The following is a 24,899-nucleotide window of genomic DNA, read 5'->3' on the forward strand; positions in this document are numbered from 1 at the left end:
GTTTCACTTACATGCGCAATATTGCATTTTCACATCAGGCTGAAATACAGTGCGTTGTGAGGTTTTTACAGCTAAATTTCCTGACGAATAAGTAGTTTCATTTTGTTTCACGTCTAATCGTTAACTCATTTACTATCAGTTATTTAGTTGAAAAAAGTGTTTCACCCGTTCCACTTTGTTTCATATTCATGTGAAACGGAACACCTCAGAAATAATACCTTTTAAAGGCCTCCATAGCGGCGTATTCGGCAAAGCCAAGGCGGTCATAACGCTCTGCGGTTTCTCGGTTACGGTCCTCGGCGCGTACCCAAAACTCGCGCTGGTCCTCACCCGGAAACACCGCCGGGTCCTTCTGGCTTTGGTGCTTGAAAATTGCATAACGTTTCCGCAGCACCTCATCCGGAGATAGCGGTAAAGCCATTTCAATCTCGTGGGTTTCAAACTCAAACCAGGCGCCGCGATACATCCAGAGCCAACAATCGGGAACCCAAGCCTCGGTTTTGCTTAAGCGGCGCAGCGCCTCTACCACTATATTAAAGCAAACTATGTGGGTGCCGTGCGGGTCGGCAAAGTCGCCTGCGGCAAACACCTGGTGCGGTTTTATCTCCTGCAACAGCTCCATAGTAAGACGGATATCTTCTTCGCTTACCGGGTTCTTCTTTACCTTGCCGGTCTCGTAAAACGGCAAAGCCATAAAATGGATATGGTCATCTTTTAAACCGGCGTAGCGTGCACCTGCCAAGGCTTCGGTTTTGCGTATAAAACCTTTCACATCGCGTATCTCTGGAGTATCGGGCTGGTTGGGTTGTTTTTGTGCGATGAAGGTGCGCATATCAGCATAAGTGCTGTGCAGCTTAGCTGCGGGCGTTCCCATGCTATGGTCAAAGTCAATTGCAAATTCAACGTATCGCAGCACATCATCATCCCACACCGCCGTATTACCTGATGTTTGGTAAGCCACATGCACATCATTACCCTGATCAACCAAACGCATAAAGGTGCCGCCCATAGATATAACATCATCATCGGGATGGGGCGAGAATATCACCGTGCGCTTTTGGGCCGGTTGAGCCCGCTCCGGCCGTTGACTGTCGTCGGCACCGGGCTTGCCGCCGGGCCAACCTGTAATGGTATGTTGGATCTGGTTAAATACGTCTATGTTGATATTGTAAACAGGCCCTTGCTCCACGGCTAATTGCGCCATGCCGTTGTTGTTGTAATCGTCGGCCACCAGTTTTAGAATGGGCTTGCCAGCGTGTTCGGCCAGCCATATTATGGCTTTCTTCTTCAGTTCGTTATCCCACACACAATCCTTCACCAGCCAAGGTGTTTTAAAACGGGTAAGTTCAGAGGCCGCAGGTTCATCCAGGATGAACTCAACATTATCCGAAAGCTGCAAATAAGTAGCCGGCACCTCGGACGAGATCTCGCCCTCTACTGCCTTTTTAACAATGGGGGCCTTCTTACTACTCCAAGCCATCAGGATGATCTCGCGCGCTTTAAATATGGTGCCTATGCCCATGGTGATAGCCTTGCTTGGTACGTTCTGCTTGCCGCCAAAATCGCGGGCGGCATCGGCACGAGTCATATCATCTAAAGTCACCAATCGGGTACCTGAGTTAGGTGCTGAGCCAGGCTCGTTAAACCCAATATGCCCTGTGCGGCCAATACCTAATATCTGTAGGTCCAGGCCACCCAGTTCTTCTATTTGGTTTTCGTAATTTAAACAGAAATTAACTATTTCTTCCTGTGGAAGAGTGCCGTCAGGTATATGGACGTTGTCGCGGTTGATATCAATATGATCAAACAGCTGCTCGTTCATAAAACGCACATAACTCTGCGCTGCTTGCGGCTGCATAGGATAATATTCGTCCAGGTTAAAGGTGACGACGTTTTTAAAGCTCAAACTTTCCTCTTTATGCAGACGCACCAACTCGGCATAAACTGCAACTGGCGTTACCCCGGTGGCTAGGCCCAGCACTGCACTTTCTCCATTGGCCTGCTTGCTGCGTATCAGTTTAGCTATGCGTGCAGCTACTGCAAATGATGCTTCGGCAGGTGTGGCATAAACGGTAACAGGCAGCTTTTCGTAACGGGTTTCTTCTAATAAATTTAATCGGGCCATGGTGCAGCAGGTTATATGAAGATGCTATGTGCTTCAACAAATATCAACATTTATTGATTTAACTTTTGCTGTTGCGGTGGCAAATAGCTAATTTGTAGCGTTAAGAGGCAGGAATTAAAGAGCCAACATACATAGGCTATATTCTGAAACTCCAGTTTTGATGCCTGCACCTTGACGCTTGGTTCAATATCTCACCAAATCCTTTCATCATATGCCTCTGAACAAAAATTTACAACAACTGGTAGATATCGCTCAAAAGCCATCTCGGCTGGGCATTGGTTTAATGTCGGGCACTTCGCTTGATGGTTTGGACATTGCCTTGTGCAGCTTTATTGGTAATGGACTTGAAACGCAGTTTAAACTGCTTAATTTTATTACTGTGCCCTACAGCGATAGTTTTAAGGACGATGTACGCCCGGTCTTCTCCAAGAAACAGGTTGAGTTAGAAAAGGTGTGCTTGTTGAATGCTTTTATAGGCAGCTACCACGCCGAACTTGTACTGAAAGCATTGCTGGGCTGGGAAGTTGATCCGGCTGACGTAGATTTTGTAGCCAGTCACGGGCAAACTATTTACCATGCACCGCAGCGGCTGCATAAGCACGACGGTTACCCTAACGCCACGTTGCAAATTGGAGACGGCGACCACCTGGCAGTTAATACAGGAATATTAACCATATCTGATTTTAGGCAGAAACATGTAGCGGCGGGCGGCGAGGGTGCCCCATTGGCTTTATACGGGGATGTGATTTTGGGCAGTATGGCGGGCGAGGATCGCATACTGGTTAATATTGGCGGAATATCCAACCTTACTTATCTACCTGCAGATGGCGATACTGACCGCATTCTCTGTTCTGATATTGGACCCGGTAATACTTTAATAGATACTTTTAGCCGCAAGTTTTTTAATAGGGCTTTTGATGAGGATTCTGCCATAGCCAACTCGGGCACCGTTAACGAAGGTTTGTTGAATTCTTTGCTCAAGCATCCCTTCTTTCAGGAAAAACCACCCAAAACCACCGGTCCCGAGCTGTTTAATGAAGAGTATGTTCGGGCAGCACAAGAGCGATCAGGTACCAGTCATATAGCGCCGGAGGATGTGATAAGCACGCTAAGCGCCTTTACAGCGAAAGCCATTGCAGATTTTACCCGCGCCTATATGCCTAAAGGCGCTAAAATGTTTGTAAGCGGTGGCGGTGCAAAAAATCCATTTGTGATGGATTATTTAAAAAGACGCTTGTATCGTACAGAAATTAATGATACAGGGAGTTTGGGTATTAACCCTGATGCCAAGGAGGCCATATTGTTTGCTTTGTTAGGGAATGAAGCATTAGCGGGTGAACCCTTGGCAGTGGGCGGCAATCCATCGGTATTGTTAGGGAAAGTTAGCTTTGCTGGGTGATAGCCCCCTCCCAACCCTCCCCGGAAGGGAGGGCTTTATAAACGCACGATAAAAAGTCTCCCCTACCGGGGGAGATTTAGAGGGGGCTTCGTATATTGCAAAAAATTTCTTTATGTACAATTTCCTTTTACACCTGCACTCCGGGTTCAGGTATTTAGTAATGCTGCTGGTTGTGGTGGCTATATTGGTAGCCTTTGTTGGCTGGTTCGGCAAAAAATCATATACAGACGGTAACCGTAAGTTAAATCTGTTTGCCATGATATCTGTACATACCCAGTTTTTAATTGGCTTAATATTATACTTTGTTAGCCCGTTTGTACAGTTTACCAAAGCAACCATGAAAGATGATACCGCCCGTTACTGGACAATGGAGCACGCTGTTATGATGCTGTTTGCCATTGCTTTAATAACCATTGGCCATAGCCGTTCAAAAAAGGCAGTATTACACGAAGCCAAGTTTCGCGCTATTGCTATTTCGTATTCATTGGCACTTTTGGTTATCGTAGTGGCTATTCTTCAAAGTGGTAGGGGCTTATTTGGTGCCAGTTGAAAAAAAGAATGCAAAAAAGTTTGCTAATTCATTTTTCTTTATAAATTTGTGACCACAATGATCAAAAACAACAATAATAACTACTGGTGGCACTCATTAAATTGGGCAGCCGGAGTCGTTTGTGATCAGCAAGACTAAACAATTGTAAACCTAATACAAAACCCGGCGAGCCCCAATCTGCCGGGTTTTTTGTTTTATATCCTAATTTAACGCTAAATGAAAAAGTTTAAAATTACTACCACTTATAAAAAGCTACTTGCCGATACCACAACGCCGGTAAGCATCTACCTGCGTCTGCGCGATGTTTTCCCTAATTCGCTTCTGTTGGAAAGTTCAGACTACCACAGTCGCGAGAACAGCCACAGCTTTGTTTGTTGCCAGCCATTTGCCGGTATATTGTTGGATAATGGCGCATTAACAACAACCTATCCTGATGGCACAAAAGCAGAATTAAAAGAAGGCAGTTTTGAACTGATTGATCAAATAAGCGATTTTATAAGCAGTTTTGAAACTACAGACATCCCTTTAAAAATTACCTCTAACGGTTTGTTTGGCTACTTTACCCACGAAGCGGTTGAGCATTTTGAAACCATCACCCTAAAAAAGAGCGATGATACCACCCGGCAAATACCGGTAATGCAGTATCATCTTTACCGGTATATTATTGCTATTGATCACTTTAAAAACGAATTATATATATTTCTTAACTCCACCGAGGGCGCAGATGACGGATCGAGCATCAGAAGGATAGAAGATCTGATAAAAAATAAAAACTTCCCTGAATATAGCTTCCAGAGCAACGCCGAAGAAACATCAAACCTGAGCGACGAGGGTTTTATGGCTATTGTTGAAAAGATGAAGCAGCATATTTACCGGGGCGATGTCTTCCAGATAGTACCATCGCGTGCTTTCGCTAAGAAATTTACCGGCGACGAATTTAATGTATACCGCGCGTTACGCTCCATCAACCCGTCGCCTTATTTATTTTATTTTGATTTTGGCGATTTCAGGATCTTCGGCTCATCGCCCGAGGCTCAGATAACAATAAAAGAGAGGCATGCTACCATATTCCCAATTGCGGGTACATTTAAACGTAGTGGTGATGATGAGAAAGATGCAGAAATAGCACATAACCTAAAGAACGATCCAAAGGAATCATCAGAACACGTAATGCTGGTTGACCTGGCGCGTAATGACCTGAGTCGCCATTGCGACCATGTATCGGTTAAGGCTTTTAAAGAGGTACAATATTATTCGCATTTGATTCACCTTGTATCAAAAGTAAGCGGGCAGCTTCTACCCGATGTGCCTACTTTTAAGGTGGTTGCCGATACCTTCCCGGCTGGAACTTTGAGCGGCGCGCCAAAATACCGGGCCATGGAAATTATTGATGAGAATGAAAATATAAAACGCAGTTTTTACAGCGGTGCCATAGGCTATTTAGGGTTTAACGGCGATTTTAATCATGCCATCATGATCAGGTCGTTCCTGAGCAAAAACAACACACTTCACTATCAGGCAGGTGCCGGTATCGTGGCAGGATCAGTAGCCGAAAGCGAATTGAATGAGGTGAATAATAAAATAGCAGCATTAAGAAGAGCTATTGAGTTGGCAGAAGAGTTGTAGCCCCTAACCCCCTAAAGGGGAATTAATATTTAATTTAACGTAATAGTGATTATTATGAGTACAAAAGAAAACATACAGGCTTCCATCCCCCTTGGTGGATCGGACGGCAAAATTTTAATTATTGATAATTACGACTCATTTACCTACAATCTGGTGCATTTGGTTAACGAAATTGGCCTGCAATGCGAGGTATGGCGTAATGATAAGTTCGATTTAGCGGATGTAGAGGCGTTTGATAAAATCATTCTTTCGCCAGGGCCCGGCATTCCTGTTGAGGCAGGTTTGTTGTTAGATGTTATTAAGCGGTATGCTCCAACCAAAAGTATATTTGGTGTGTGTTTAGGGCAGCAGGCCATTGCCGAAGCTTTTGGCGGCAGTTTATACAACTTAAAGCAGCCTATGCACGGTATTGCTACCCCAATTAAAGTAACCGACGTTAATGAGCAACTTTTTCAGGGATTGCCGCAGCAGTTTAAGGTGGGCAGATATCATTCATGGGTGGTTGATGAGAAAAATCTGCCGGATGTATTGACCATTACAGCTGTTGATGAACGCGATAATTCTGCAATGGCTTTACGGCATAAGTTTTATGATGTTAGAGGAGTTCAGTTTCACCCTGAGTCTATCCTTACCGAGTATGGAAAAGAAATGATGCAGAACTGGCTGACATTACGCACAGAAACAGTTGCCGAAGAGGTTGTTTCACAATAAGCGCACTGAGATTTAACAATGAGCAATCAAAGTTTACATTTGCAGCAGCAAAAGGATATGACCATACTTGATAAAATTGTAGTCCGCAAACGCGAAGAGATAACGGCGGCAAAGGCAAACATTTCCATTAAACAACTGGAAAGTTCTGCGTTGTTTAATCGCCAAACCTATTCGTTTAAAGACTTTTTGTTGGACCCTGCCCGAACCGGCATTATTGCGGAGTTTAAGCGCAGGTCGCCCTCAAAAGGTATCATTAATGATAAAGTTAGTGTGGAGGATGTAACCAGGGGTTATGCCGCCGCAGGGGCTTCGGCATTGTCTGTATTAACCGACACTGACTTTTTTATGGGTACGCAGCAGGATCTGGCAAAAGCCCGCGCCATAAACCAGATACCGCTGTTACGCAAAGATTTTATGATAGACGAGTATCAGGTATTGGAAGCCAAAGCCTGGGGTGCTGATATTATATTGCTGATAGCCGCTATACTTACGCCGAAAGAAATAGACACCCTGGCGTCGTTAGCTAAAAGCTTAGGCTTAAATGTGCTGTTAGAGGTACATAACATGGAAGAGTTGCAGCGTAGCATCCATCCAGAATTAGATGCTATCGGTGTAAATAACCGCAACCTGGCCGATTTTACAGTATCGGTACAAACTTCTTTTGATCTGGTGGATCATATCCCGACAGATTTTATGAAGATATCTGAAAGTGCCATCAGCAATACCCATGTAATTAATGAGTTAAAGCAGGCAGGCTTTAACGGCTTTTTAATTGGCGAAAACTTTATGAGGCAAGAGCATCCCGGTGATGCAATGAAGGAGTTTGTGAAGGGGTTGAGATAGTATAAAATTGAAAAATATTGTAACCAAAAATAGCGATGGGTTTCAAACCCATCGCTATTTTTGGTTGGAGTCAAATCAATCTTCTAAGAACTTTTTATATCTCTCTTCCAATTCTTCCATAGTTTTAAATCGGCCATTTTTAATGTCCTCCTCGCCCCGCCTTATTCCTTCCTTCATATGCTCCGGGATGATAAACACTTCATCTTTTGATGAAATAATATCGTTGATCATTTCCAAATAACTCTCGTCATTTATGTTATCTATCTTCTCGTGTATAGATTTTTTTAACTCTAACAACGTCATAATATAAAGTTACGAATAACACTTTATAATGTAATCCATAGCGTACAAAAATTATGAATGCAGAAATATTAATACTTTTGCAGCCATGATTGATGTTGTATTAAAAAAGGATAAAGAGAAAGCAGTAAATCAAAGGCATCCCTGGGTGTTTTCCGGGGCGATAGACCGTGTTAAAGGTAAGCCAGTTAACGGCGATATTGTACGTTTACTCAACCATAAAGGCGATTTTATGGCGTATGGCTTTTATAACGATCAATCGCGGGTTGCTTTGCGTTTGCTGGAGTGGGATGAAAATACAGCAGTTGATGAACATTGGTTGAGGCAAAAGGTGGCGATTGCCGTAAATGCCCGTACAACTATTTTAAATGCAGATACTGATACCTGCCGTTTAATTTTTAGCGAAGCTGATTACCTGCCGGGTTTGATAGTTGATAAGTACGCCGATCATTTAGCCGTACAAATACTTACATCGGGCATTGAAAAGTTAATGCCGGTTATAATTGATGAGTTAAAGCGCCTGCTAAATCCGCTGAGTATATTTGATAAAAGCGATGCCTCATCGCGACAGCATGAGGGCATGGAAACAGATAACGTTGTTTTGTGGGGCGATGAGCCACCCGCATCTGTTGAAGTGAAAGAGAACGGTATTGTTTACAGTATCAACATAGCCGAGGGGCAAAAATCAGGCTTTTACTGTGATCAGCGCGACAACCGCCGCATTGTGGCCGAACACGCTGCCGGTAAAAAAGTGTTGGATTGCTTTAGCTATACCGGCGGATTTACGCTGAATGCCCTGCGCAACGGCGCAGCATCAGTAACCAGCGTAGACAGCTCTGCTTTAGCTATCGAAACCCTTAAGCAAAACATCAGCCTAAACAACCTTGACGAAAGCATACATTCGGCTATCCAATCAGACGTAAACAAGCAGTTGCGCGCCTTTAAGGATGCCGGGGAAAAGTTTGACATCATTGTGCTTGATCCACCAAAATATGCGCCTTCCCGTTCGGCGCTAGACCGGGCTGCGCGCGCTTATAAAGACTTAAACCGCGTTGGTATGCTATTGCTCAACAGCGGTGGCTTGTTGGCTACATTCTCATGCTCGGGCGCTATGGACATGGAAAACTTTAAACAGGTGCTGGCCTGGGCCGCGTTAGATGCCGGTAAACAGGTGCAGTTTATTTGTCAGTTCTGCCAACCCGAGGATCATCCGGTCAGAGCATCATTCCCCGAGGGTGAGTACTTAAAAGGCTTGCTTTGCAGGGTATTTTAGAGTAAGAACTAAGAGACAAGAGCCAAGAATCAAGATTAGATTTTCAATTTTGTCTCTCAAAACTATACGAAGACATCTTGATTCTTGACTCTCAATCGAACTTAACGCTTCCGTAGCTTGAGTTGATTTTGATAAGTTTAGTTGTGCTGCCTTTGCCAACCTGCCCTTTATAGTTTTGCGCTTGCTGCATTTGCCCGCTGTTGGCGGTAGAGTCGCTTGGATTTTTCGTTGCCATGTTTATAGCCGGATTGTTATAGCTAAAGCTGCCATTACGTACCGTTACATTAAAGTTGGCATTCTTTGTATCGCTTAAACCCAATTTTACGTTAGAGAATGATGAGTTTACCGACAGGTTTTTCATGTCTTTGTCCAAATCATCAATTTGCAGACCGGTACTGTACTGCATACTAATTACACCAGAGGTGTTTATCTTCCCGATCTTTGCCGAGCTGAAGTTTACAACGGCATTAAGGTTGTCGGCCGATCCAAGGCTTAAATTACCATAAGAAATATTAAGATCGCTCTTTTTTAATTTAGCAATTTTAGCATCCCCGTTGTTAATATGGATCTCCGCAGTGTTAGATAGCGATTGAGCGATGAGGTTGGTATACGAGCAGTTGATCACCACCTTACCCTCAAAATCAGGCAGCTCAATAATTCCCCACTGGTTGCTTATATCAAGCGCATTGCGGGTAGGCATATATATAGTATAATTGATTTCTATTCGCCTGTAAATATTTTTATTGCTACCAGATATAAGGTTCCAAACGCCTTCTTTGGCTATGTTGGTTTTAAACGCCACCCTTGAGCCTACCTTCTCGTTATTGATGCTTACTTTATTAAGCAGTTTTTTGGCGTCTGCATCATCCTTTGCGGCTACCTTAATCTGTATGTCTACCTTAATGTCATTCCTATTCCAGGTGTTCACGGTTATTTTTCCGTATAAATTATCTATCACCAATTTGTCTTGCAGATTAACTGTATAGGTCTTGCTGTAATTTTTTATCAATTCAACGTTGGTGTCATCTACATAGGCACCGTTGTTATATACGTATACAACCGGAATCTCCGGATCAAATCCTATAACCTCTGCCACGTGTGGGGTGGTAAAAATATAAATACTGTTGTTGCCTGTATCCGCACCGGCCGATCCGTTATCGTTATTTACAACTATAGCATACTTAGCCATCATCGTTTTAATAACATGCTGGGCTAAAATACGACCAGGAATGGCGGTAAATACAATCAGCAATAATGTATTAAACATTTTTGATCTCATTTCTTTGGACTAATTTCATATTGTTGTATTGCTGAACCATGTTTAGCTGTTGATTGAGAACCTGCGTTTGTATCTGTAAATTCTGGATCATTGCACGCAAAACCTTTTCGCGATCCGGGCTAACAGACAACTCATTCCTTAATCGTTTATAAACCGAATCCATACGGGCAAACTCTGTGTCAAACTCCTTATACAATTGCGGGTCGGCTTTGGTAACGGCCTTTAGTGCTGAGCGCTTGGTTTCAACCAAGGAAGCATAATGTGCCTGTTGTTGCGCATAATCGGGATTTATTGCGGCCAGATCTACCCGTGAGCTTAATTTTAAATAGCCGGTAAAGCCAATTGCCATAATTAAAATAACGGTCGCTGCCACGCGCAAAACAAACCCGAACGAAAATGTTTTTTTCTTAAACCTTTCAGTATACGCCGGCCGGGGCAACCCCCTTTCTATATGTTGCCACAACTCGTCTGCCGGTTCCAGATCGTCAAACTGTTCGCGGTTATTTTTTATAAAATCATCTAATCTTGAACTCATTTTATTCGTCCTTTTTTATTCAATATTTCACATAGCTTTCTTTTCGCCCTTAAAAACTGCGTTCGGGATGTGTTTTCTGTTATGCCCAAAACCTGTCCAATTTCTTCGTGGTCATAACCTTCTAACAAATACAATGACAATACCGTTCGATATCCATCGGGCAGTTTTGTCATTGCTTCTTTAATAAGGAGTACCTGGTATTGAACATCTTCATCGTCATCCACCTCCACTTCACCCAGGTTTTCGGCATCACTCTCATCCAGGCTCACCCACTCAACCCTGCGTTTTCTTAATAAATTAACCGAGCGGTTTATTACAATTTGCTTAAGCCACAAGCCAAACGTTGTTTCCTGCCTAAAATCTTTTAACTTGCTGAATGCGTCAACAAAAGATTCCTGCAAAATGTCTTCAGCATCGCCAATATCTCCCACTATCCGAAAGGCAACATTTAACATTGCTTTCGAATACAATCTGTATAGGTCATAGCAGGCTTTCTTACTACCCTGTTTGCACTCAACAACAAGGTTATAATGCTTATCAGTAAATACGGCGCTCAAACTGTTTAGCTTTCAATGTTATATGACGCATGCTTTGTTTGAATGTTGCACGGGAAAGGAAAATATTCTTCAGAGGGTGGTTTTGGCCCAAAGGCTATGTATTCTCTGATTATCCGTTGCTTTTAACCGGCGGCACATAGTAAGAAGAAAGTGGCTTTAGCCAAATTTAATGGCCAGATAAATATTGATCTATCACCCCCACAGCACTATCATACCGTTGCTGCCCGGTGCCGGATATTACTATGTAGTTAGCATTTATGGCTTTAAGCTCCTGGTGCCAAATTTCCATGAAGTGTTCGCGCAGCGTGGGGAAATCGCGCAGCGGGTCATCCTGCCATGGCATATCTATATTTAATAGCAGGTAAAGGTCATAATGATGTTGGGTAAGCGCATCGGTTACTTCTTTAGGCGAACTGCCGAAAATATGGTCACTCCAGATCTTTACGGTAATGAAGGTAGTATCGCATATTAAAATGCCATTTCGGGCATTAGTCGCCATTTCCCGCTCAAGCGCCAACTGCCCGTTAAACATATTGATTTCGTCCTGCCAGGTAGGCGGAGTAGTTAGTTTCTCGCAATAACCGCGCGCATATTCGGGCACCCAAACAGTATCATAGTGTTCTGCCAACCATGCCGACATGGTAGACTTGCCCGTTGATTCCGGACCAACTATAGCGATCTTTATAATCTCGGATTTCGGATTTTCTATTTCGGTATTGTGCATGTTTTAGAATAGACGCGTATAAAAGTAATTAAATCCGAAATCACAATTCCGAAATCTGAAATCATTTTAGCTGTTTTTTCCAATCCACATACCCTAACACCGCTATCGGTATATAGATAGCATACATTACGGCGGTTAGGTGCAGGTCCTTAAATAAATAGATGCCAACATAAATAATGTTTACAAACACCCATATCAGCCAGTTCTCTAAAACCTTGCGTGCCAAAAGCAGTTGGGCAACTATGCTGCAAGCAGCGCAAAAGCTATCAAGGTAGGGGTAGGAGGCCGTGGTATATTTTAAAACAGAGCCTAAAAACAAGGTGACTACGGCAACGCCAATTATGCTTAATAATATCTGGCGCTTTGTTATCCGCACCACAGGCGCAACGTTATCTAACGGCGACCTTTTGCTCCAATGATACCAGCCATAAATATTCATCGCCAAAAAATAAAGTTGCAAACCGGTATCGGCAAACAGGTGTTTTTCGTAAAAAATAAAGGCATAGGTAACTACGCTGATGATAGCCAGCGGCCAGTTCCATATAACGTTTTTAGCTGCAAGGTATACACATAGCAAGCCGGTTGTAAAGCCTGTTAGCTCTTGCCATGTTTGTTGCTGCCACCATATTTGAAACTCCTGTGCAAGTGCCATTTGTTAACTAAAATTCAATCCCTTTGACATCAATTTCCGCCTGTTTTTTACTTTGGTTTAAGAAAAAATGATTGGATTTGTATACAGGGCAAAATTTTTTCATTAAAAGAATAAAAAATATGCCTTGTTTTATCAAAAAACTTATAATTTTATCGCTAAGATTTAAACAAATACCTTCGGCGGATACTTTTTGTGAGAGGAAAGCGGATATCCGGAGGCACTAAACTTAATTGTTAATTTTTTTGGAGAAAGCCGTTCCCTTGCAAAAGAGAACGGCTTTTGTTCTTAATGTGCGTCTGTAACTGCCTTTAATTTCTTTTTAAAAGGCTGCAGATATAACAGTGGGATGGAAAACAACATTACCATGCCTGATAACCAGTAGGCATCATCATACGTTAGCAGCAAGGTTTGCCTCATTATACCTCCTTCAATAGCTTTATAGGCCATTGTAGTAGCGTCTGATAAGGATTTTCCTTTGCTCATGAAATTGTGTAAATGCCCGTTAAACCGTTCGATAAAAGCAGGGTTTAAAACGTTTATGTTCTCCAACAAATGGCTACGATGATAAGCTTGCCGTGTATGTATCAGTGTTGTAAGCACCGCAATACCGAAAGATCCACCCAACTGCCGCATCATGTTATTAAGACCAGACCCTTGCCCCAGTTCAGCACCCTTAAGGTCTGACATTGCAAGTGTGGTTAATGGTACAAACAACAGCGCCATACCAACACCACGTATCAACAATGGAATTAACACATCCTTTTGCCCTGTTTCCAGGGTGGAATGACTTAGCATATTGGTGAACACAAAGAACAGGAACATACCCGCAGTAGCCATAAACTGCGCAGGGATACCTTTGTTAAGCATTTTACCAATAAAAGGCATCATCACAATGGTACACAAGCCACCGGGAAACAGCAGTTCGCCGGTTTGCTGCGCATCAAACCCTAACAGCGTTTGGCAAAACACCGGGAACACAAAAACAGATCCGTATAAACCAAAACCAAGTATAAACGAGGTAAACATACCCACCGCAAAACTCCGGTGCCGCAATATGCTGAAGTTTACTATCGGGTGGTCCGTGCTCATTTCCCTCCAAATAAACAGGAAGGTACCCAGAACCGCGCTTACTGATAATATTACAATGTAGGTTGTAGAGAACCAATCTTCGCTTTCGCCTTTTTCTAATACTGTTTGTAAACTACCAACGGCAACAGCTAAAAGCACAATGCCCCACCAGTCAACAGGTCGCTTTTCCTCTTTTGGCGTCTCTCGAATAAACGTATAGGCGCAAAAAGCAGCCAGCGCACCTACGGGTATGTTTACATAGAAGATCCAGGGCCAGGCATATTGCTCAACAATCCAGCCGCCAATAGTGGGGCCAACAGTTGGGCCAACTACCGCCCCTAAACCAAACAAGGCTGTTGCAGTGCCAATCTGCTCGCGGGGCCAGGTTTCTAATAAAATAGCCTGTGCGGTTGATATTAGGCCGCCACCCGCAAGGCCCTGTAAAATTCTGAAGATGATCAGTTCGTCCATGTTCTGCGCGTTTCCGCATAAAAACGAAACGAATGTGAACACTATAATAGAGGCCAGGAAATAATTTTTACGGCCAAACCTGCCGCCCAACCAGCCAGACATGGGCAGTATTATTACGTTGGCCACTGCATAACCGGTAACTACCCATGCCACATCTTCAAGCGTTGCACCCAGGTTTCCCTGTATGTGGGGCAGCGCTACGTTCACAATAGTGGTATCAATCAGCTCCAATAGCGAAGCCGTTATCACCGTAATTGTGATGATCCATTTTTTAAAACCAGTTTCGGCCATTTAATTATTCTTTAACTAATACTGATACGTTTACACTCATACCTGCACGCAACTTGGCCAGATCTTCCTTACTTCCGGTCAGCTTGATCTTAACTGGTACGCGTTGAACTACCTTTACGTAGTTACCGGTAGCGTTATCAGGCGGCAGCAATGAGAATTTAGCTCCTGTAGCTGGCGAGAAGTTGTAAACCGTACCGCTTATTTCCATATTAGGATAAGCATCTACTTCAACATGTACTTTCTGGCCGTTCTTGATCTGTTCTAACTGTGTTTCTTTAAAGTTGGCGGTAATAAACAGGCTGTTAGCATTAACTATGTTAAACAGTGTTTGCCCTGCCTGTACTAACTGGCCTAACTGCACATTCTTTTTTGATGCGATGCCGCTTGCCGGTGCAATAACGCGGGTGTAGCTTAATTGCAGTTTAGCATAATCAATATCTGCCTGGCGTTGGTTAACACCGGTATTGGTTACCTTTAGCTCGCTGCGGGTTGTATTAACCTGTTGCTGGGCAGCCTTGTATTGATCTTGCGATGCGCGATAAGTAGCCTGTGCAACTTCCAGATCAGATTTTGCCTGATCAAACTGTTGCTGGGTGATAGATCCATCCTTAATAAGGTTAGCGTAACGCTCGTAATCTTTCACCACTTTATCTAAACGTGCCTTGGCCGACTCCATTTGCGCACGCGCAACTGCCGAATTAGCTGTATTGGTAAAGATCTGCGACTCACCTACGCCTACATTAGCAGCCGCGCCTGTTTGTGCAACCTGGGCCTGCTCTAACTTAACTTTATAATCGCGGTCGTCAATTTTAACCAATTCTTGTCCCTTGGTTACCTGGGTGTTCTCTTCAAACATTATGCTGTCTACATATCCGCCTACGCGGGCCACAACAGGGCTTATATCCGCATCAATCTGCGCGTCGTCTGTATCAACATGTTTACTATAGTATAAGTATTCTTTCACTCCGAAAATAATACCGCCTAACAGTATCACCCCTAAAATAATAGGGAGAACTTTATTTGGTTTTTTCGCAGGTGTATCTTCTTGAGCTGTTGCTTGCTTTGCCATTTTAGTAGAGTAATTATTATTTATTTAGTTTTCCGGTTGATTTAATTAAGGTATAGTAGGCCAGGTCGGCATCGGCTTTTGCCAATGCTAAATTGATCTGTGCCTGGTAGAGTAGGGTCTCCGCGTCGGCCCTGTCAATTGCCGATGCAATGTTGCTTCTGTATTTTGATGCCAGTATATTTTTGTTTTCGCCTGCCTGCTCAATAGAGGTCTGCAGCAGTTGGATTTTATCAAGAGCGGTTAAATAGTTCTGATAGTTTTCATTTACCTCGTTACGCAATTGGTCAGACACAATGCCCTTGTTAATGTCTACTTCGGTTTGCTGTATCTTAGCTTCGGCTATTTTATTCTTATTATTCCAAAGGCTTGATAAGTTCCACGATGCGGTAAGCCCAAGCGTAATAGGCGTAATAAAGTTGCCGCTTCTTGGCAGTGGATTAGCAGATACATCAACATAATAAGCACCAGCCGAGGCGGAAAGTGTAGGTGTAGTATTGGCTTTTATGCTTTTGATGTTGTTTTCGGCAATTTGCTTACGTATGTCCAACTGTGCCAGCTCACGGCGGTTAGCCATTGCTGAGTCTATATAATCATTAAGCGTACCAATAGCGCGTTTGGCCATGGGTATCTCATCAATTACCAGCCGGGTACTTTCTGGCAAACCTAACAAGATGTTAAGGTTATGATTGATGATCTTGCGGTTGCTTTCCAGATCAACACCGTTTATCTGAACGTTTGATCGTTGCAACTGAAACCTCAGTACATCATTTTTAGTCACCAAACCTTGCTCAAAAAAGCGTTGCGACTGATGAATCTGTTCGTCAATAGTTTCCAGGTTTTCCTGAACCACCTTTAAGCTTTGCTGTACCTTATACAGGTTATAGTAAGCGCTGATAATATCGTAGGTTATCTGGTCCTTATCTCTTACCGCATCTAAACGAGATATGTTGGTAAGCAAATTGGTTGATTCCTGTGCATACTTTAAGCGGTGCCCGCCAAAAATGGTTTGGTTGATAGATGCAATGCCCAGAAAAGCGTTAGCGCTTTTCGGCAGCGCCACAGCCTCTTCGCCAAAGTTTAACTTATTGGCAGGGATCTGCGCCCGGTTATAAGCAAAGCTTACTGATCCGGTTGGCAGGTCGCGGTCCTTTTCCTGGTTGTACCGTGATACCGCCTCGTCTATTTTAGCTTGCGACAGTTTTAATACCTTGCTTGTTTGAAGCCCCATTTGTATGGCTTCTTCCAGGCGCAGTGTTTTATCCTGTGCTTTTGCATTATTTACAAGGCCCATTAGCAGGATGGCCAAAATAACGGCCAGTAGCGGTATCTTAATTAAATGGAAGTGGTGAGATGTGTTAAATTGTATTTTCATTGTTTTAGCAGGTAGCATTTTAATAAATTCTTCATAAAGCTTTTTATCTGTGGTTTAAGCTTCTTTTCTATCATTTCATCGTCACGGATATCATAACCCAAAAGCGGCCCGGCCATTAGCGGCGTGTTGATGATATAGTTTTTGGTGCCGTAAAGGGTGGCAATCACCATCGGGATATCAATATCGTGGTTAAAGTCGCCGGCGCTTATGCCTTCTTTCAGGATCTTCTCCACCTCGGCAACATTTTTAAGCAGCATTTCGCGCAACTTTTGCGATAGCTCGTTGCCACGGTCCATCACCATTTCTTTATAAAGCAGTTTCTGAAAACAGTTATTGCTTACTATTTTATCGCCGTAAAGCTCTATGTAGGTTTCCATTTTATCCCAAGCGCGCATGTTTTCGTTACTGCCCAGATTTTGCAGGATGTTTTGGAAATGAGATATCTTCCGTTCAATTATTGCCAGGAAAAGACCCTCCTTTGAACCGAAGTAATAATTAAGCATAGCCATATTTACACCAGCCTCACCAGATATTAACCGGGTAGAAGCGCCGTCGAACCCTTTATCTGCAAAAACGCGTTCAGCCACGTCCAGAATGTAGTCCTTTTTGTCTATTTTATCTTTGTCCATAATTTCAATAGGTCAAAATTAATCAAACGATTGATTAAATGCGTGTCATATTTTTGTCATACAGCGTAAGTAACTCATTGTCAGTGGTAAAAAATCAATCGATTGATTAGTTTTTATTAATTGAGAAGTCCGAAATATCAAAAAAAAGCTGCGGGCGGTGCGATTCCCCTCTTGAGGGGGGGCGGTGGGGTGTGTTATGCATGAGGCTTAACACACCCCCGCAGCCGCGCAGACCCGAAGGTCCCCCTCTCAAGAGGGGAGTTTGGGGGGGGTACAATTTTTTTTGAGCTTAATCCCTCTAAATAGTGTAACATCTTTCTGACTGACCACCTTTACGACTTATAAATAATACAATCTTTGCCTTATATTTATCCCTATGAAGCATCTCAAATTACTTGCCGCAATTTTATTATTGAGTAGTGCAGTTTGTGCACAAACCGCCCCGCCTTCTGATCCGGGAACCATTTTGCAAGAACTGAAGAAACTGGATGTGTTGGGCAGCGTACTTTATGTAGCAGCTCACCCCGATGATGAGAATACCCGTTTACTGGCATACCTGGCCTTGGAGAAGCATTACCGCACAGGCTATTTAGCTTTAACACGCGGCGATGGAGGGCAAAATTTAATAGGTAATGAGCAAAGCGAGTTGCTGGGATTGATACGAACGCAGGAGCTGTTAGCGGCCCGAAGAATGGACGGTGCAGAACAGTTTTTTAGCAGGGCTAACGACTTTGGTTTTTCAAAAGGGCCGGAAGAGACTTTGAAGATTTGGGATCATGAGAAAGTTTTAGGCGATGCAGTTTGGGTGATAAGAAAATTCAGACCGGATATTATTATATGCCGCTTTACCACCACCGGCGAGGGTGGCCACGGGCATCATACCTCATCGGCCATTATAGCGCAGGAAGCATTTGCGGCAGCTGCCGATCCGAAACGTTTCCCCGAGCAACTGAAATATACACAAGTATGGCAAGCAAAGCGCCTGATGGTTAACGGCGCTAATTTTGGCGGTGCCAATACCGAGGGCCCATTTAAAATGAGCACAGGCGCTTATAATACGGCATTGGGTAAGGGATATGGCGAGGTAGCTGCCGATAGCCGCTCTAACCATAAAACACAAGGATTTGGCAGCGCCAAACAACGCGGCGATGCGCAGGAAACTTTTAGAACGATATTAGGCGATGCCCCGAAAACTGATTTGATGGATGGTGTGAACACCACCTGGACGCGTGTAAATGGTGGAAAAGGTATATCGGCAGATATAGCAGGTATACGCAAAAATCTGGATCTTGATCACCCGGAGAAGTCTGTTCCGGCATTGGTGTCGTTACTGACTAAAGTTGAAGAGGTAAGCGACCCATACTGGAAAGAACAAAAATTAAAATGCTTAAAAGAACTGATAGCCGCCTGCGCCGGTTTGTGGTTTGAAGCCTATACGGCACAGGCTACTTATGCTGTGGGAGAAGAAATAAAGGTAAATGCGCAAATAATAAGCAGACTACTGCCTGATGTAAAGATTAATAAATTAGAAGTGTCCTACTTTGACGGTAAGATAGACCACAAAAACGTTGAGCAGCCTGCAAATGGCGATTTGCCCATAAATCAAATAAAAAGTTTTAGTTTAAATGATTATGCTGGTAATATTACACAACCTTATTGGCTTGAATCGCCTCACCCCATTGGTATATACACAATTAATGACGAAACCAAAGTAGGCAGTCCGGAAAATCCCGACTACAAGCGCGTAACATTTGTATTCACAATTGCCGGGATATATATAAGCTATGATCGCCCAGTAACGTATAAGTACGTTGAACCTGCTAAAGGTGAGATTTATCAGCCCCTGGTTATCGCTCCACCGGTAAGCGCTAACATCATCAACAAAGACTACGTTTTCAACACTCAGCAGCCGCAAACCGTGCAGATAAAAATGCAGGCCTTTACCAAGGCAAGTGGCAGCATAAGCCTAAAGCCAATTGCAGGCTGGAAGATCGCTCCCGAAAAAATTGACTTTACAGATAAAGCACGCAATGCGGAGTGGGTAGCATCATTTACTATAACTCCGGGCGACGATAAACCTAAAACCAGCACACTACAAGCAGTAGTAAAAGTTGGGGATAAGGATTGGAGTTTAGGTATACAACAAATTTTATACGATCACGTGCCTGCCATTACTTTATTCCCTCCGGCCGAGACAAAATTGATCAACCTGGACTTGAAAACTGCCGGTAAAAAAATAGGTTACCTAGCAGGTGCGGGCGATTTAGTTCCGGAAGCTTTAATGCAGGTGGGTTATGACGTTCATCAGCTTACAGAAAACGAAATAATGAACGCTGATCTTTCTGTTTACGATGCCATTGTTACCGGCATACGTGCGTACAACGTAAATCCGCGCCTGGCCGTAATGCAGCCGCGTTTGTTAGATTATGTAAATAATGGTGGCAATTTGGTGGTGCAATACAATAACAACAATGGTATTGTGGTTAATCCGGGTCCGTATCCTTTCCGTCCGGTTAACCAGCGCGTTACTGATGAGAATGCGGCGGTTACGTTCCTTGATCCGACTAACCCCGTACTTAACTATCCCAACAAAATTACCCCGGCCGATTTTGAAGGCTGGATTCAGGAACGCGGTCTGTATTTTGTAAGTAACATTGACCCGCGCTATAAAAGCATCTTACAGATGAATGATGCCGGTGAACAACCAAACCCGGGCTCACTAATTGTAGGCGATTATGGCAAGGGCCGCTTTATTTACACCTCGCTGGTGTTCTTCAGAGAGCTGCCTGCCGGTGTGCCGGGTGCGTATAAGTTATTTGTTAATTTGTTGAGTAAGCCGAGGTAAAACTAAAATTGTCATTCTGAGCGATAGCGAAGAATCTTATACGCTTTACATATGAACGAGCGGCTTAGTATCGCTTACAAGATTCTTCGCTATTGCTCAGAATGACAAACTTTTTTTAAGATGAGGCAGTACAATTTTTACACTTATATATTAACAACCTCGAGTAAAAAGGTACTATATGTTGGCGTTACAAACAGCCTTGAAAGAAGGCTTTATGAACACTATTTTGGAACTGAAAAAAAGGACAATTTCACTACAAAATACAAATGCTATTACTTGGTTTGGTTTGAAAGGCATCAGTATATAAATCATGCTATTGAAAGGGAAAAGGAAATAAAAGGCTGGTTGCGTGTTAAGAAAGAAAAACTAATTGAAAGTGAAAATCCGGATTGGCGTTTTTTGAATACCGATATAATGGATTGGCCACCCCAAACCTGAACTCTAAATTAAGTTGTCATTCTGAGCGATAGCGAAGAATCTTATACGCTTTACTAACCGAGCGCTCGGTACAACATGGTTTACAAGATTCTTCGCTATCGCTCAGAATGACAAATAAAATTCTACTAACCAAATAAGAAGCCTGTTACAATTGAAATTTTAGCTTGCTATACAACGCATAATCAATTACTTTTGCCCTACTACATAATAACAACATGAAACAACACGAAGACAACAATTTCTATTCTATTTATTACCTGGTTGCATTGTTAACCGGTCTTTTTATTGGTGTAGTTACCGGCGTTAGCATTGGCTTCACAATTGGTTTAGGCGTAACCGGCCTATTGTTTGCCGGTTTCTTCCTCAGAACCTTCGTTAAAGGCCATGAAAAGCACGTCTGATACTGAATTACCTCCCTTTATACGTAGCTGGAACCAGTTTTATGGTGTAGTTATCATTTGGCTGGTTTTCCTTATCATTTTCTTCTCGCTTATCACGCTCTATTATAGATGAGCCTGATAGACTGGATCGTTCTCGCCATTACCCTGTTAACCATAGTAGTTTATGGTGTTTGGAAAAGCGGCGCTACCAAAAACATTGATCAGTATTTTGTAGGCGGACGATCCCTCCCCTGGTACCATATAGGGCTTTCGGTAATGGCCACGCAAGCCAGCGCTATCACTTTCCTTTCGGCCCCCGGGCAAGCTTACTCAGACGGGATGCGCTTTGTGCAGTTCTACTTCGGGCTACCGCTGGCCATGATAGTGCTTTGCATCACCTTTGTACCTATATTCCACCGCCTTAAAGTTTACACCGCTTACGAGTACCTGGAGCAACGTTTTGATCTGAAAACCCGCTCGTTGGTAGCCTTTTTGTTTTTGGTACAGCGCGGGTTGTCAACAGGTATTACCATATATGCGCCGTCTATTATCCTTTCAACCATCCTTAATATAAATACCACTTACACCACCCTTTTTATTGGCGGGCTGGTAATATTCTATACTGTTTACGGTGGTACAAAGGCAGTATCATACACACAATTGCTGCAAATGAGCATCATTTTTTTGGGGATGTTCGCCGCAGGGGCAATGGTAGTGGCCTTACTGCCACAAAATGTTGGATTTGGACATGCGCTAAGACTTGCGGGCAAACTGGGCCGCATGAATGTTATCGACTGGAAGTTTGAACCCAACAACCGTTACAATATTTGGAGCGGTATTATTGGTGGGTTCTTTTTGCAGCTGTCTTATTTCGGTACCGATCAAAGCCAGGTGGGGCGGTATTTAACAGGCAGCTCGGTTGGACAAAGCAGGATGGGATTGATTATGAATGGCTTGATAAAGATCCCTATGCAGTTTTGCATTTTGCTGATAGGAGTGTTGGTTTTCGCGTTTTACCAGTTTAACAGGCCGCCGATGTTTTTTAACCAGTACGAGGTAAAGCAGGTGCAAAAAAGTGGATACGCCGCAGCGTACAATGCCTTAGATGCTGAGTACACCAAGGCCTTTGAACAAAGAAAAACTAACGCCGAAGAGCTAATAAACGCCATAGATAGTAAAGACAATGCCCGTGTAGAACTTGCCAGAACTAAACTACAGCAAACAGAAAATGCCGTAAGCAAAATAAGGCAGGAGGGAATGGCCATAATGAAAAGGAACAACGCCCAGGCTGATACCAACGATACCAACTACGTGTTCCTGAACTTTGTTACGCATTACCTGCCTAAAGGACTAATAGGCCTGCTTATAGCCATTGTATTTATGGCATCTATGGGCTCAACGGCCAGTGCGCTTAACTCATTGGCTTCAACAACAGTAATTGATATTTATAAACGCGGCGTAAACAAAACAGCATCAGACCAGAATTATCTGAACGCATCGCGTGCTGCTACCGTATTTTGGGGATTGGTTTGCATCGCCATGGCGCTTTATGCGAGCAAGCTGGGTAACTTGTTAGAAGCAGTAAATCAACTGGGATCCTATATATACGGTACCATATTGGGAGTTTTTGTAACCGCTTTTTATTTAAAAAAGGTAAGAGGAACTGCGGTATTTATTGCAGCGGTGTTATCGGAGATAATTATCTGCGTATGCGGATACTACGAAGTGGTGGCTTATTTATGGCTTAACGCCATAGGGTGTTTATTAGTAATAGGGCTTGCGTTGATGCTCAATTTGTTTTTTGAGGATAAAGAAACATCACAGACGAAATAAATATTAAATCGTCCTCAGTTAGATCACAATTCCATTTTCTGGACAGCATTTGTAATTTTTGGAAAAAATAAATGCCCCTTCGAACTTGCTTCTTAGGGGCATTCAACCTAAACCTTATCACAATTAAACCGGTAAGTACCGGTTCATACGTATATAATCAATTACTGTACCAAAAATCTCACTGTGGTATTAGTGTTGAAAGGATTATGTTTTCAGAAAAAATGAAGCAGTGGTAAAAATAAAACTGTCTGAAAAAACCGAACACCGTGTTTATATTTTTATACACTTTTGGCCTCAGCGGTGCTCTTTCTCCTTCTCAAAAAGGTATCAACCAAAAACAGCAACAGTATCACATCTGCATAAAAGAAAACCCTTAATACGCTTGAAATTACAGGGACAGAAAGATCGGGCAGGCTGACATCAACCGGACTGTTCGCGATACTTAACCTTCCTTGAGAGAATATCAACGCCAGTACTCCAATAATAGCAGCAATAAAAAATCCTGCAATTGCACCAACAACGTAGGTGTTGATAGTTGTTTTTAGTGGTTTACTTGCTTCCTGTGCACGTATGGCTTCCATCACATTATAAGAGAAAGCCATAGACGGCTCATCTAAGCTAATCTCTGCTATGGAATTGTCCAACTCCAACATCTTGGTAAACGCCGTGTGCCAGGCTGCATCATTTTCAATTAAAGCAGCAATAGCTAAGCGCTCATCGTCGCTGCAGGTTCCATCAATATATTGCCACAGTTTTTCTTCCATGTTGTTCATATCAATTCTTTCGCCTCATGTTTTAAATTGCGTTCTAACGTTTCTTTTAAACGCTTGCGCGCCCTGTATAATTTTATTTTAACGCCATTGGATTCAATACCCATTATTAATGCTATTTCTTCTAATGATTGTTCCGCATGATAAAACAGCGTTAAAACAGCTCCGTCATCGGCAGATAGTTGCGATATGGCCTGATTAAGATAAAACGATCTTGAGCGGTTCTCTGCGCTGTTTACATCTGCTACCGAAGCAGCGTTTTCTATCTGAATAAAATTCTCCTCGTCATCTAACGCAACGGTATTGGTGCCTCGTTTTCGTAAACTTGTCATAGCAGTGGTATATACCACAGTATACAACCAGGTGCTGAATTTTGATTCCTGTTTAAAAGAATTCAGCGCCTTATATACTTTTATAAAACTGTCCTGTGCAACTTCTTCGGCATCCTCGCGGCTTTTGGTAAAGCGTAGTGCCAGCGTAAAAACATACCGCTGATAATTTTTTACCAATAAGGCATAAGCCCGCTGGTCGCCTTTTAGCGTGCGCTGTATCAGTTCAATGTCGGTAAGCTTGCTTTGCATTTAATGCTTACTATGACTACGCAAATTTAATTGAGGTTACACCCCCGTTATATAAATATATGCTTTTAACAGAACCCATATTTTAAAAAAAGTTAGACAGGCCGTAACCTGGTTAAAAATTAGGTAGTCATAGCTGCAAAACACAATGTAACATGGTGTTACATAACCAGAAATTAAACTTTAAATTATATGGAAAGAGCAGACGTACTAATTCCCATTTTTGTGCCATTGGCATTCTTTTTACTAATTTTCGGCATCGTTTACCTTCGCAATAAGGAAAAAATGGCGATGATAGAGCGCGGCATGGACCCACGCCTGCAAGTTGACAATGCCGGATCGCGCAACTATGTGCTAACCGCGGGTATGTTAATGATAGGCGGCGGCGTTGGATTGTTTTTGGCCTACATTTTAGAATGGTCATTAAGACTTAATGATGCCGAAGCCATTTACTTTGCGATGATCGCATTTTTTGGCGGCCTGGGTTTGCTTGGTGCATATGTGATAGAAAAGAAAACAGCGAAGTAGACTGAAAGCCGAAAGCTAAAAGCCAAGGAGTTACTCACAAACTTTTAGCTTTG

24 protein-coding genes are annotated in these 24,899 nt (G+C 43.0%); 11 read left to right on the forward strand and 13 right to left on the reverse strand.

Annotation, left to right across the window (positions count from 1 at the left end; all coding sequences use genetic code 11):
- Positions 1–205 precede the first annotated feature (205 nt).
- Positions 206–2,125 (reverse strand): glucosamine-6-phosphate deaminase, encoded by a 1,920-nt coding sequence (nagB, locus tag ACVW2L_RS21990; RefSeq protein WP_457130093.1) that lies wholly within the window; start codon positions 2,123–2,125, stop codon positions 206–208.
- 211 nt (positions 2,126–2,336) lie between these two features.
- Between nagB and ACVW2L_RS21995 the strand changes: the two genes are divergently transcribed.
- From ACVW2L_RS21995 to trpC, 5 genes are all read left to right on the forward strand, one after another.
- Positions 2,337–3,524 (forward strand): anhydro-N-acetylmuramic acid kinase, encoded by a 1,188-nt coding sequence (locus ACVW2L_RS21995; protein ID WP_457130094.1) that lies wholly within the window; start codon positions 2,337–2,339, stop codon positions 3,522–3,524.
- Positions 3,525–3,636: 112 nt separating this feature from the next.
- Positions 3,637–4,074 (forward strand): cytochrome B, encoded by a 438-nt coding sequence (locus ACVW2L_RS22000; protein ID WP_457130095.1) that lies wholly within the window; start codon positions 3,637–3,639, stop codon positions 4,072–4,074.
- A 216-nt stretch (positions 4,075–4,290) separates the two neighbouring features.
- Positions 4,291–5,700 (forward strand): anthranilate synthase component I family protein, encoded by a 1,410-nt coding sequence (locus tag ACVW2L_RS22005; protein WP_457130096.1) that lies wholly within the window; start codon positions 4,291–4,293, stop codon positions 5,698–5,700.
- A gap of 54 nt (positions 5,701–5,754) precedes the next feature.
- Complete coding sequence (locus ACVW2L_RS22010; RefSeq protein WP_457130097.1) at positions 5,755–6,411, forward strand: anthranilate synthase component II; 657 nt, start codon at positions 5,755–5,757, stop codon at positions 6,409–6,411.
- Between the two features lie 57 nt (positions 6,412–6,468).
- Positions 6,469–7,254: an indole-3-glycerol phosphate synthase TrpC gene (trpC, locus tag ACVW2L_RS22015; protein WP_457130221.1), complete on the forward strand. Its 786-nt coding sequence runs from the start codon at positions 6,469–6,471 to the stop codon at positions 7,252–7,254.
- Between the two features lie 75 nt (positions 7,255–7,329).
- Here the strand turns inward: trpC and ACVW2L_RS22020 are convergent, their stop codons facing one another.
- Positions 7,330–7,557, reverse strand: coding sequence for a hypothetical protein (locus ACVW2L_RS22020; protein ID WP_457130098.1), 228 nt, complete (start codon positions 7,555–7,557; stop codon positions 7,330–7,332).
- A gap of 85 nt (positions 7,558–7,642) precedes the next feature.
- On the opposite strand from ACVW2L_RS22020, the gene ACVW2L_RS22025 reads away from it, so the two are divergent.
- Positions 7,643–8,827, forward strand: a complete 1,185-nt coding sequence (locus ACVW2L_RS22025) for a class I SAM-dependent rRNA methyltransferase (protein ID WP_457130099.1) — start codon at positions 7,643–7,645, stop codon at positions 8,825–8,827.
- A gap of 91 nt (positions 8,828–8,918) precedes the next feature.
- On the opposite strand, the gene ACVW2L_RS22030 is transcribed toward ACVW2L_RS22025, so the two are convergent.
- From ACVW2L_RS22030 to ACVW2L_RS22070, 9 genes are all read right to left on the reverse strand, one after another.
- Complete coding sequence (locus ACVW2L_RS22030; RefSeq protein WP_457130100.1) at positions 8,919–10,106, reverse strand: hypothetical protein; 1,188 nt, start codon at positions 10,104–10,106, stop codon at positions 8,919–8,921.
- Positions 10,087–10,641: a hypothetical protein gene (locus tag ACVW2L_RS22035; protein WP_457130101.1), complete on the reverse strand. Its 555-nt coding sequence runs from the start codon at positions 10,639–10,641 to the stop codon at positions 10,087–10,089. The genes ACVW2L_RS22030 and ACVW2L_RS22035 overlap by 20 nt, the downstream gene beginning before the upstream one ends.
- Positions 10,638–11,198 carry an RNA polymerase sigma factor gene (locus tag ACVW2L_RS22040; RefSeq protein WP_457130102.1) on the reverse strand — a complete coding sequence of 187 codons (561 nt, stop codon included), beginning with the start codon at positions 11,196–11,198 and terminating at the stop codon, positions 10,638–10,640. Before ACVW2L_RS22040 ends, ACVW2L_RS22035 begins: the two co-directional genes overlap by 4 nt.
- A gap of 166 nt (positions 11,199–11,364) precedes the next feature.
- On the reverse strand, positions 11,365–11,922 hold the full coding sequence (locus tag ACVW2L_RS22045) for an AAA family ATPase (RefSeq protein ID WP_457130103.1): 558 nt from the start codon (positions 11,920–11,922) through the stop codon (positions 11,365–11,367).
- Between the two features lie 61 nt (positions 11,923–11,983).
- Positions 11,984–12,574 (reverse strand): nicotinamide riboside transporter PnuC, encoded by a 591-nt coding sequence (pnuC, locus tag ACVW2L_RS22050; protein ID WP_457130104.1) that lies wholly within the window; start codon positions 12,572–12,574, stop codon positions 11,984–11,986.
- A gap of 285 nt (positions 12,575–12,859) precedes the next feature.
- Positions 12,860–14,404 (reverse strand): DHA2 family efflux MFS transporter permease subunit, encoded by a 1,545-nt coding sequence (locus ACVW2L_RS22055; RefSeq protein WP_457130105.1) that lies wholly within the window; start codon positions 14,402–14,404, stop codon positions 12,860–12,862.
- Between the two features lie 4 nt (positions 14,405–14,408).
- Complete coding sequence (locus ACVW2L_RS22060) at positions 14,409–15,473, reverse strand: HlyD family secretion protein (RefSeq protein ID WP_457130106.1); 1,065 nt, start codon at positions 15,471–15,473, stop codon at positions 14,409–14,411.
- Between the two features lie 16 nt (positions 15,474–15,489).
- The gene (locus ACVW2L_RS22065; protein WP_457130107.1) at positions 15,490–16,845 is read right to left on the reverse strand and encodes a TolC family protein; all 1,356 of its coding nucleotides are present in this window, start codon (positions 16,843–16,845) and stop codon (positions 15,490–15,492) included.
- Entirely contained in the window at positions 16,842–17,474 is a 633-nt protein-coding gene (locus tag ACVW2L_RS22070) for a TetR/AcrR family transcriptional regulator (RefSeq protein WP_457130108.1), read from the reverse strand. Before ACVW2L_RS22070 ends, ACVW2L_RS22065 begins: the two co-directional genes overlap by 4 nt.
- Before the next feature lie 376 nt (positions 17,475–17,850).
- Between ACVW2L_RS22070 and ACVW2L_RS22075 the strand changes: the two genes are divergently transcribed.
- The 4 genes from ACVW2L_RS22075 to ACVW2L_RS22090 all read left to right on the forward strand — a co-directional run bounded on the left by ACVW2L_RS22075 (position 17,851) and on the right by ACVW2L_RS22090 (position 22,970).
- The gene (locus ACVW2L_RS22075; RefSeq protein ID WP_457130109.1) at positions 17,851–20,319 is read left to right on the forward strand and encodes a PIG-L family deacetylase; all 2,469 of its coding nucleotides are present in this window, start codon (positions 17,851–17,853) and stop codon (positions 20,317–20,319) included.
- A 120-nt stretch (positions 20,320–20,439) separates the two neighbouring features.
- Positions 20,440–20,757: a GIY-YIG nuclease family protein gene (locus ACVW2L_RS22080; RefSeq protein WP_457130110.1), complete on the forward strand. Its 318-nt coding sequence runs from the start codon at positions 20,440–20,442 to the stop codon at positions 20,755–20,757.
- 215 nt (positions 20,758–20,972) lie between these two features.
- Entirely contained in the window at positions 20,973–21,158 is a 186-nt protein-coding gene (locus ACVW2L_RS22085) for a hypothetical protein (protein ID WP_457130111.1), read from the forward strand.
- A gap of 108 nt (positions 21,159–21,266) precedes the next feature.
- On the forward strand, positions 21,267–22,970 hold the full coding sequence (locus ACVW2L_RS22090) for a sodium:solute symporter (protein ID WP_457130112.1): 1,704 nt from the start codon (positions 21,267–21,269) through the stop codon (positions 22,968–22,970).
- A gap of 278 nt (positions 22,971–23,248) precedes the next feature.
- Here ACVW2L_RS22090 and ACVW2L_RS22095 read toward each other — a convergent pair whose 3' ends face one another.
- Both ACVW2L_RS22095 and ACVW2L_RS22100 read right to left on the reverse strand, forming a co-directional pair.
- A complete protein-coding gene (locus ACVW2L_RS22095; RefSeq protein ID WP_457130113.1) occupies positions 23,249–23,734 on the reverse strand; it encodes a hypothetical protein in 486 nt (161 codons plus the stop codon).
- 5 nt (positions 23,735–23,739) lie between these two features.
- Positions 23,740–24,321, reverse strand: coding sequence for an RNA polymerase sigma factor (locus ACVW2L_RS22100; RefSeq protein ID WP_457130114.1), 582 nt, complete (start codon positions 24,319–24,321; stop codon positions 23,740–23,742).
- Positions 24,322–24,510: 189 nt separating this feature from the next.
- Between ACVW2L_RS22100 and ACVW2L_RS22105 the strand changes: the two genes are divergently transcribed.
- On the forward strand, positions 24,511–24,846 hold the full coding sequence (locus ACVW2L_RS22105; RefSeq protein WP_457130115.1) for a DUF6249 domain-containing protein: 336 nt from the start codon (positions 24,511–24,513) through the stop codon (positions 24,844–24,846).
- The last annotated feature ends 53 nt before the right edge of the window (positions 24,847–24,899 follow it).

It is taken from the genome of Mucilaginibacter sp. HD30 (genome assembly GCF_054061755.1).

What these genes read in the sequence shown, in the direction of transcription:
- ACVW2L_RS22025 (WP_457130099.1), top strand. Translation starts at nt 7,643, where the DNA reads ATGATTGATGTTGTATTAAAAAAGGATAAAGAGAAAGCAGTAAATCAA.
- ACVW2L_RS22055 (WP_457130105.1), bottom strand. Translation starts at nt 14,404, where the DNA reads ATGGCCGAAACTGGTTTTAAAAAATGGATCATCACAATTACGGTGATA.
- nagB (WP_457130093.1), bottom strand. Translation starts at nt 2,125, where the DNA reads ATGGCCCGATTAAATTTATTAGAAGAAACCCGTTACGAAAAGCTGCCT.
- ACVW2L_RS22045 (WP_457130103.1), bottom strand. Translation starts at nt 11,922, where the DNA reads ATGCACAATACCGAAATAGAAAATCCGAAATCCGAGATTATAAAGATC.
- trpC (WP_457130221.1), top strand. Translation starts at nt 6,469, where the DNA reads ATGACCATACTTGATAAAATTGTAGTCCGCAAACGCGAAGAGATAACG.
- ACVW2L_RS22105 (WP_457130115.1), top strand. Translation starts at nt 24,511, where the DNA reads ATGGAAAGAGCAGACGTACTAATTCCCATTTTTGTGCCATTGGCATTC.
- ACVW2L_RS22030 (WP_457130100.1), bottom strand. Translation starts at nt 10,106, where the DNA reads ATGAGATCAAAAATGTTTAATACATTATTGCTGATTGTATTTACCGCC.
- ACVW2L_RS22090 (WP_457130112.1), top strand. Translation starts at nt 21,267, where the DNA reads ATGAGCCTGATAGACTGGATCGTTCTCGCCATTACCCTGTTAACCATA.
- ACVW2L_RS22065 (WP_457130107.1), bottom strand. Translation starts at nt 16,845, where the DNA reads ATGAAAATACAATTTAACACATCTCACCACTTCCATTTAATTAAGATA.
- ACVW2L_RS22070 (WP_457130108.1), bottom strand. Translation starts at nt 17,474, where the DNA reads ATGGACAAAGATAAAATAGACAAAAAGGACTACATTCTGGACGTGGCT.
- ACVW2L_RS22035 (WP_457130101.1), bottom strand. Translation starts at nt 10,641, where the DNA reads ATGAGTTCAAGATTAGATGATTTTATAAAAAATAACCGCGAACAGTTT.
- ACVW2L_RS22000 (WP_457130095.1), top strand. Translation starts at nt 3,637, where the DNA reads ATGTACAATTTCCTTTTACACCTGCACTCCGGGTTCAGGTATTTAGTA.
- ACVW2L_RS22095 (WP_457130113.1), bottom strand. Translation starts at nt 23,734, where the DNA reads ATGGAAGAAAAACTGTGGCAATATATTGATGGAACCTGCAGCGACGAT.
- ACVW2L_RS22060 (WP_457130106.1), bottom strand. Translation starts at nt 15,473, where the DNA reads ATGGCAAAGCAAGCAACAGCTCAAGAAGATACACCTGCGAAAAAACCA.
- ACVW2L_RS22010 (WP_457130097.1), top strand. Translation starts at nt 5,755, where the DNA reads ATGAGTACAAAAGAAAACATACAGGCTTCCATCCCCCTTGGTGGATCG.
- ACVW2L_RS22020 (WP_457130098.1), bottom strand. Translation starts at nt 7,557, where the DNA reads ATGACGTTGTTAGAGTTAAAAAAATCTATACACGAGAAGATAGATAAC.
- ACVW2L_RS22100 (WP_457130114.1), bottom strand. Translation starts at nt 24,321, where the DNA reads ATGCAAAGCAAGCTTACCGACATTGAACTGATACAGCGCACGCTAAAA.
- ACVW2L_RS22080 (WP_457130110.1), top strand. Translation starts at nt 20,440, where the DNA reads ATGAGGCAGTACAATTTTTACACTTATATATTAACAACCTCGAGTAAA.
- ACVW2L_RS21995 (WP_457130094.1), top strand. Translation starts at nt 2,337, where the DNA reads ATGCCTCTGAACAAAAATTTACAACAACTGGTAGATATCGCTCAAAAG.
- ACVW2L_RS22075 (WP_457130109.1), top strand. Translation starts at nt 17,851, where the DNA reads ATGAAGCATCTCAAATTACTTGCCGCAATTTTATTATTGAGTAGTGCA.
- ACVW2L_RS22005 (WP_457130096.1), top strand. Translation starts at nt 4,291, where the DNA reads ATGAAAAAGTTTAAAATTACTACCACTTATAAAAAGCTACTTGCCGAT.
- pnuC (WP_457130104.1), bottom strand. Translation starts at nt 12,574, where the DNA reads ATGGCACTTGCACAGGAGTTTCAAATATGGTGGCAGCAACAAACATGG.
- ACVW2L_RS22085 (WP_457130111.1), top strand. Translation starts at nt 20,973, where the DNA reads ATGAAACAACACGAAGACAACAATTTCTATTCTATTTATTACCTGGTT.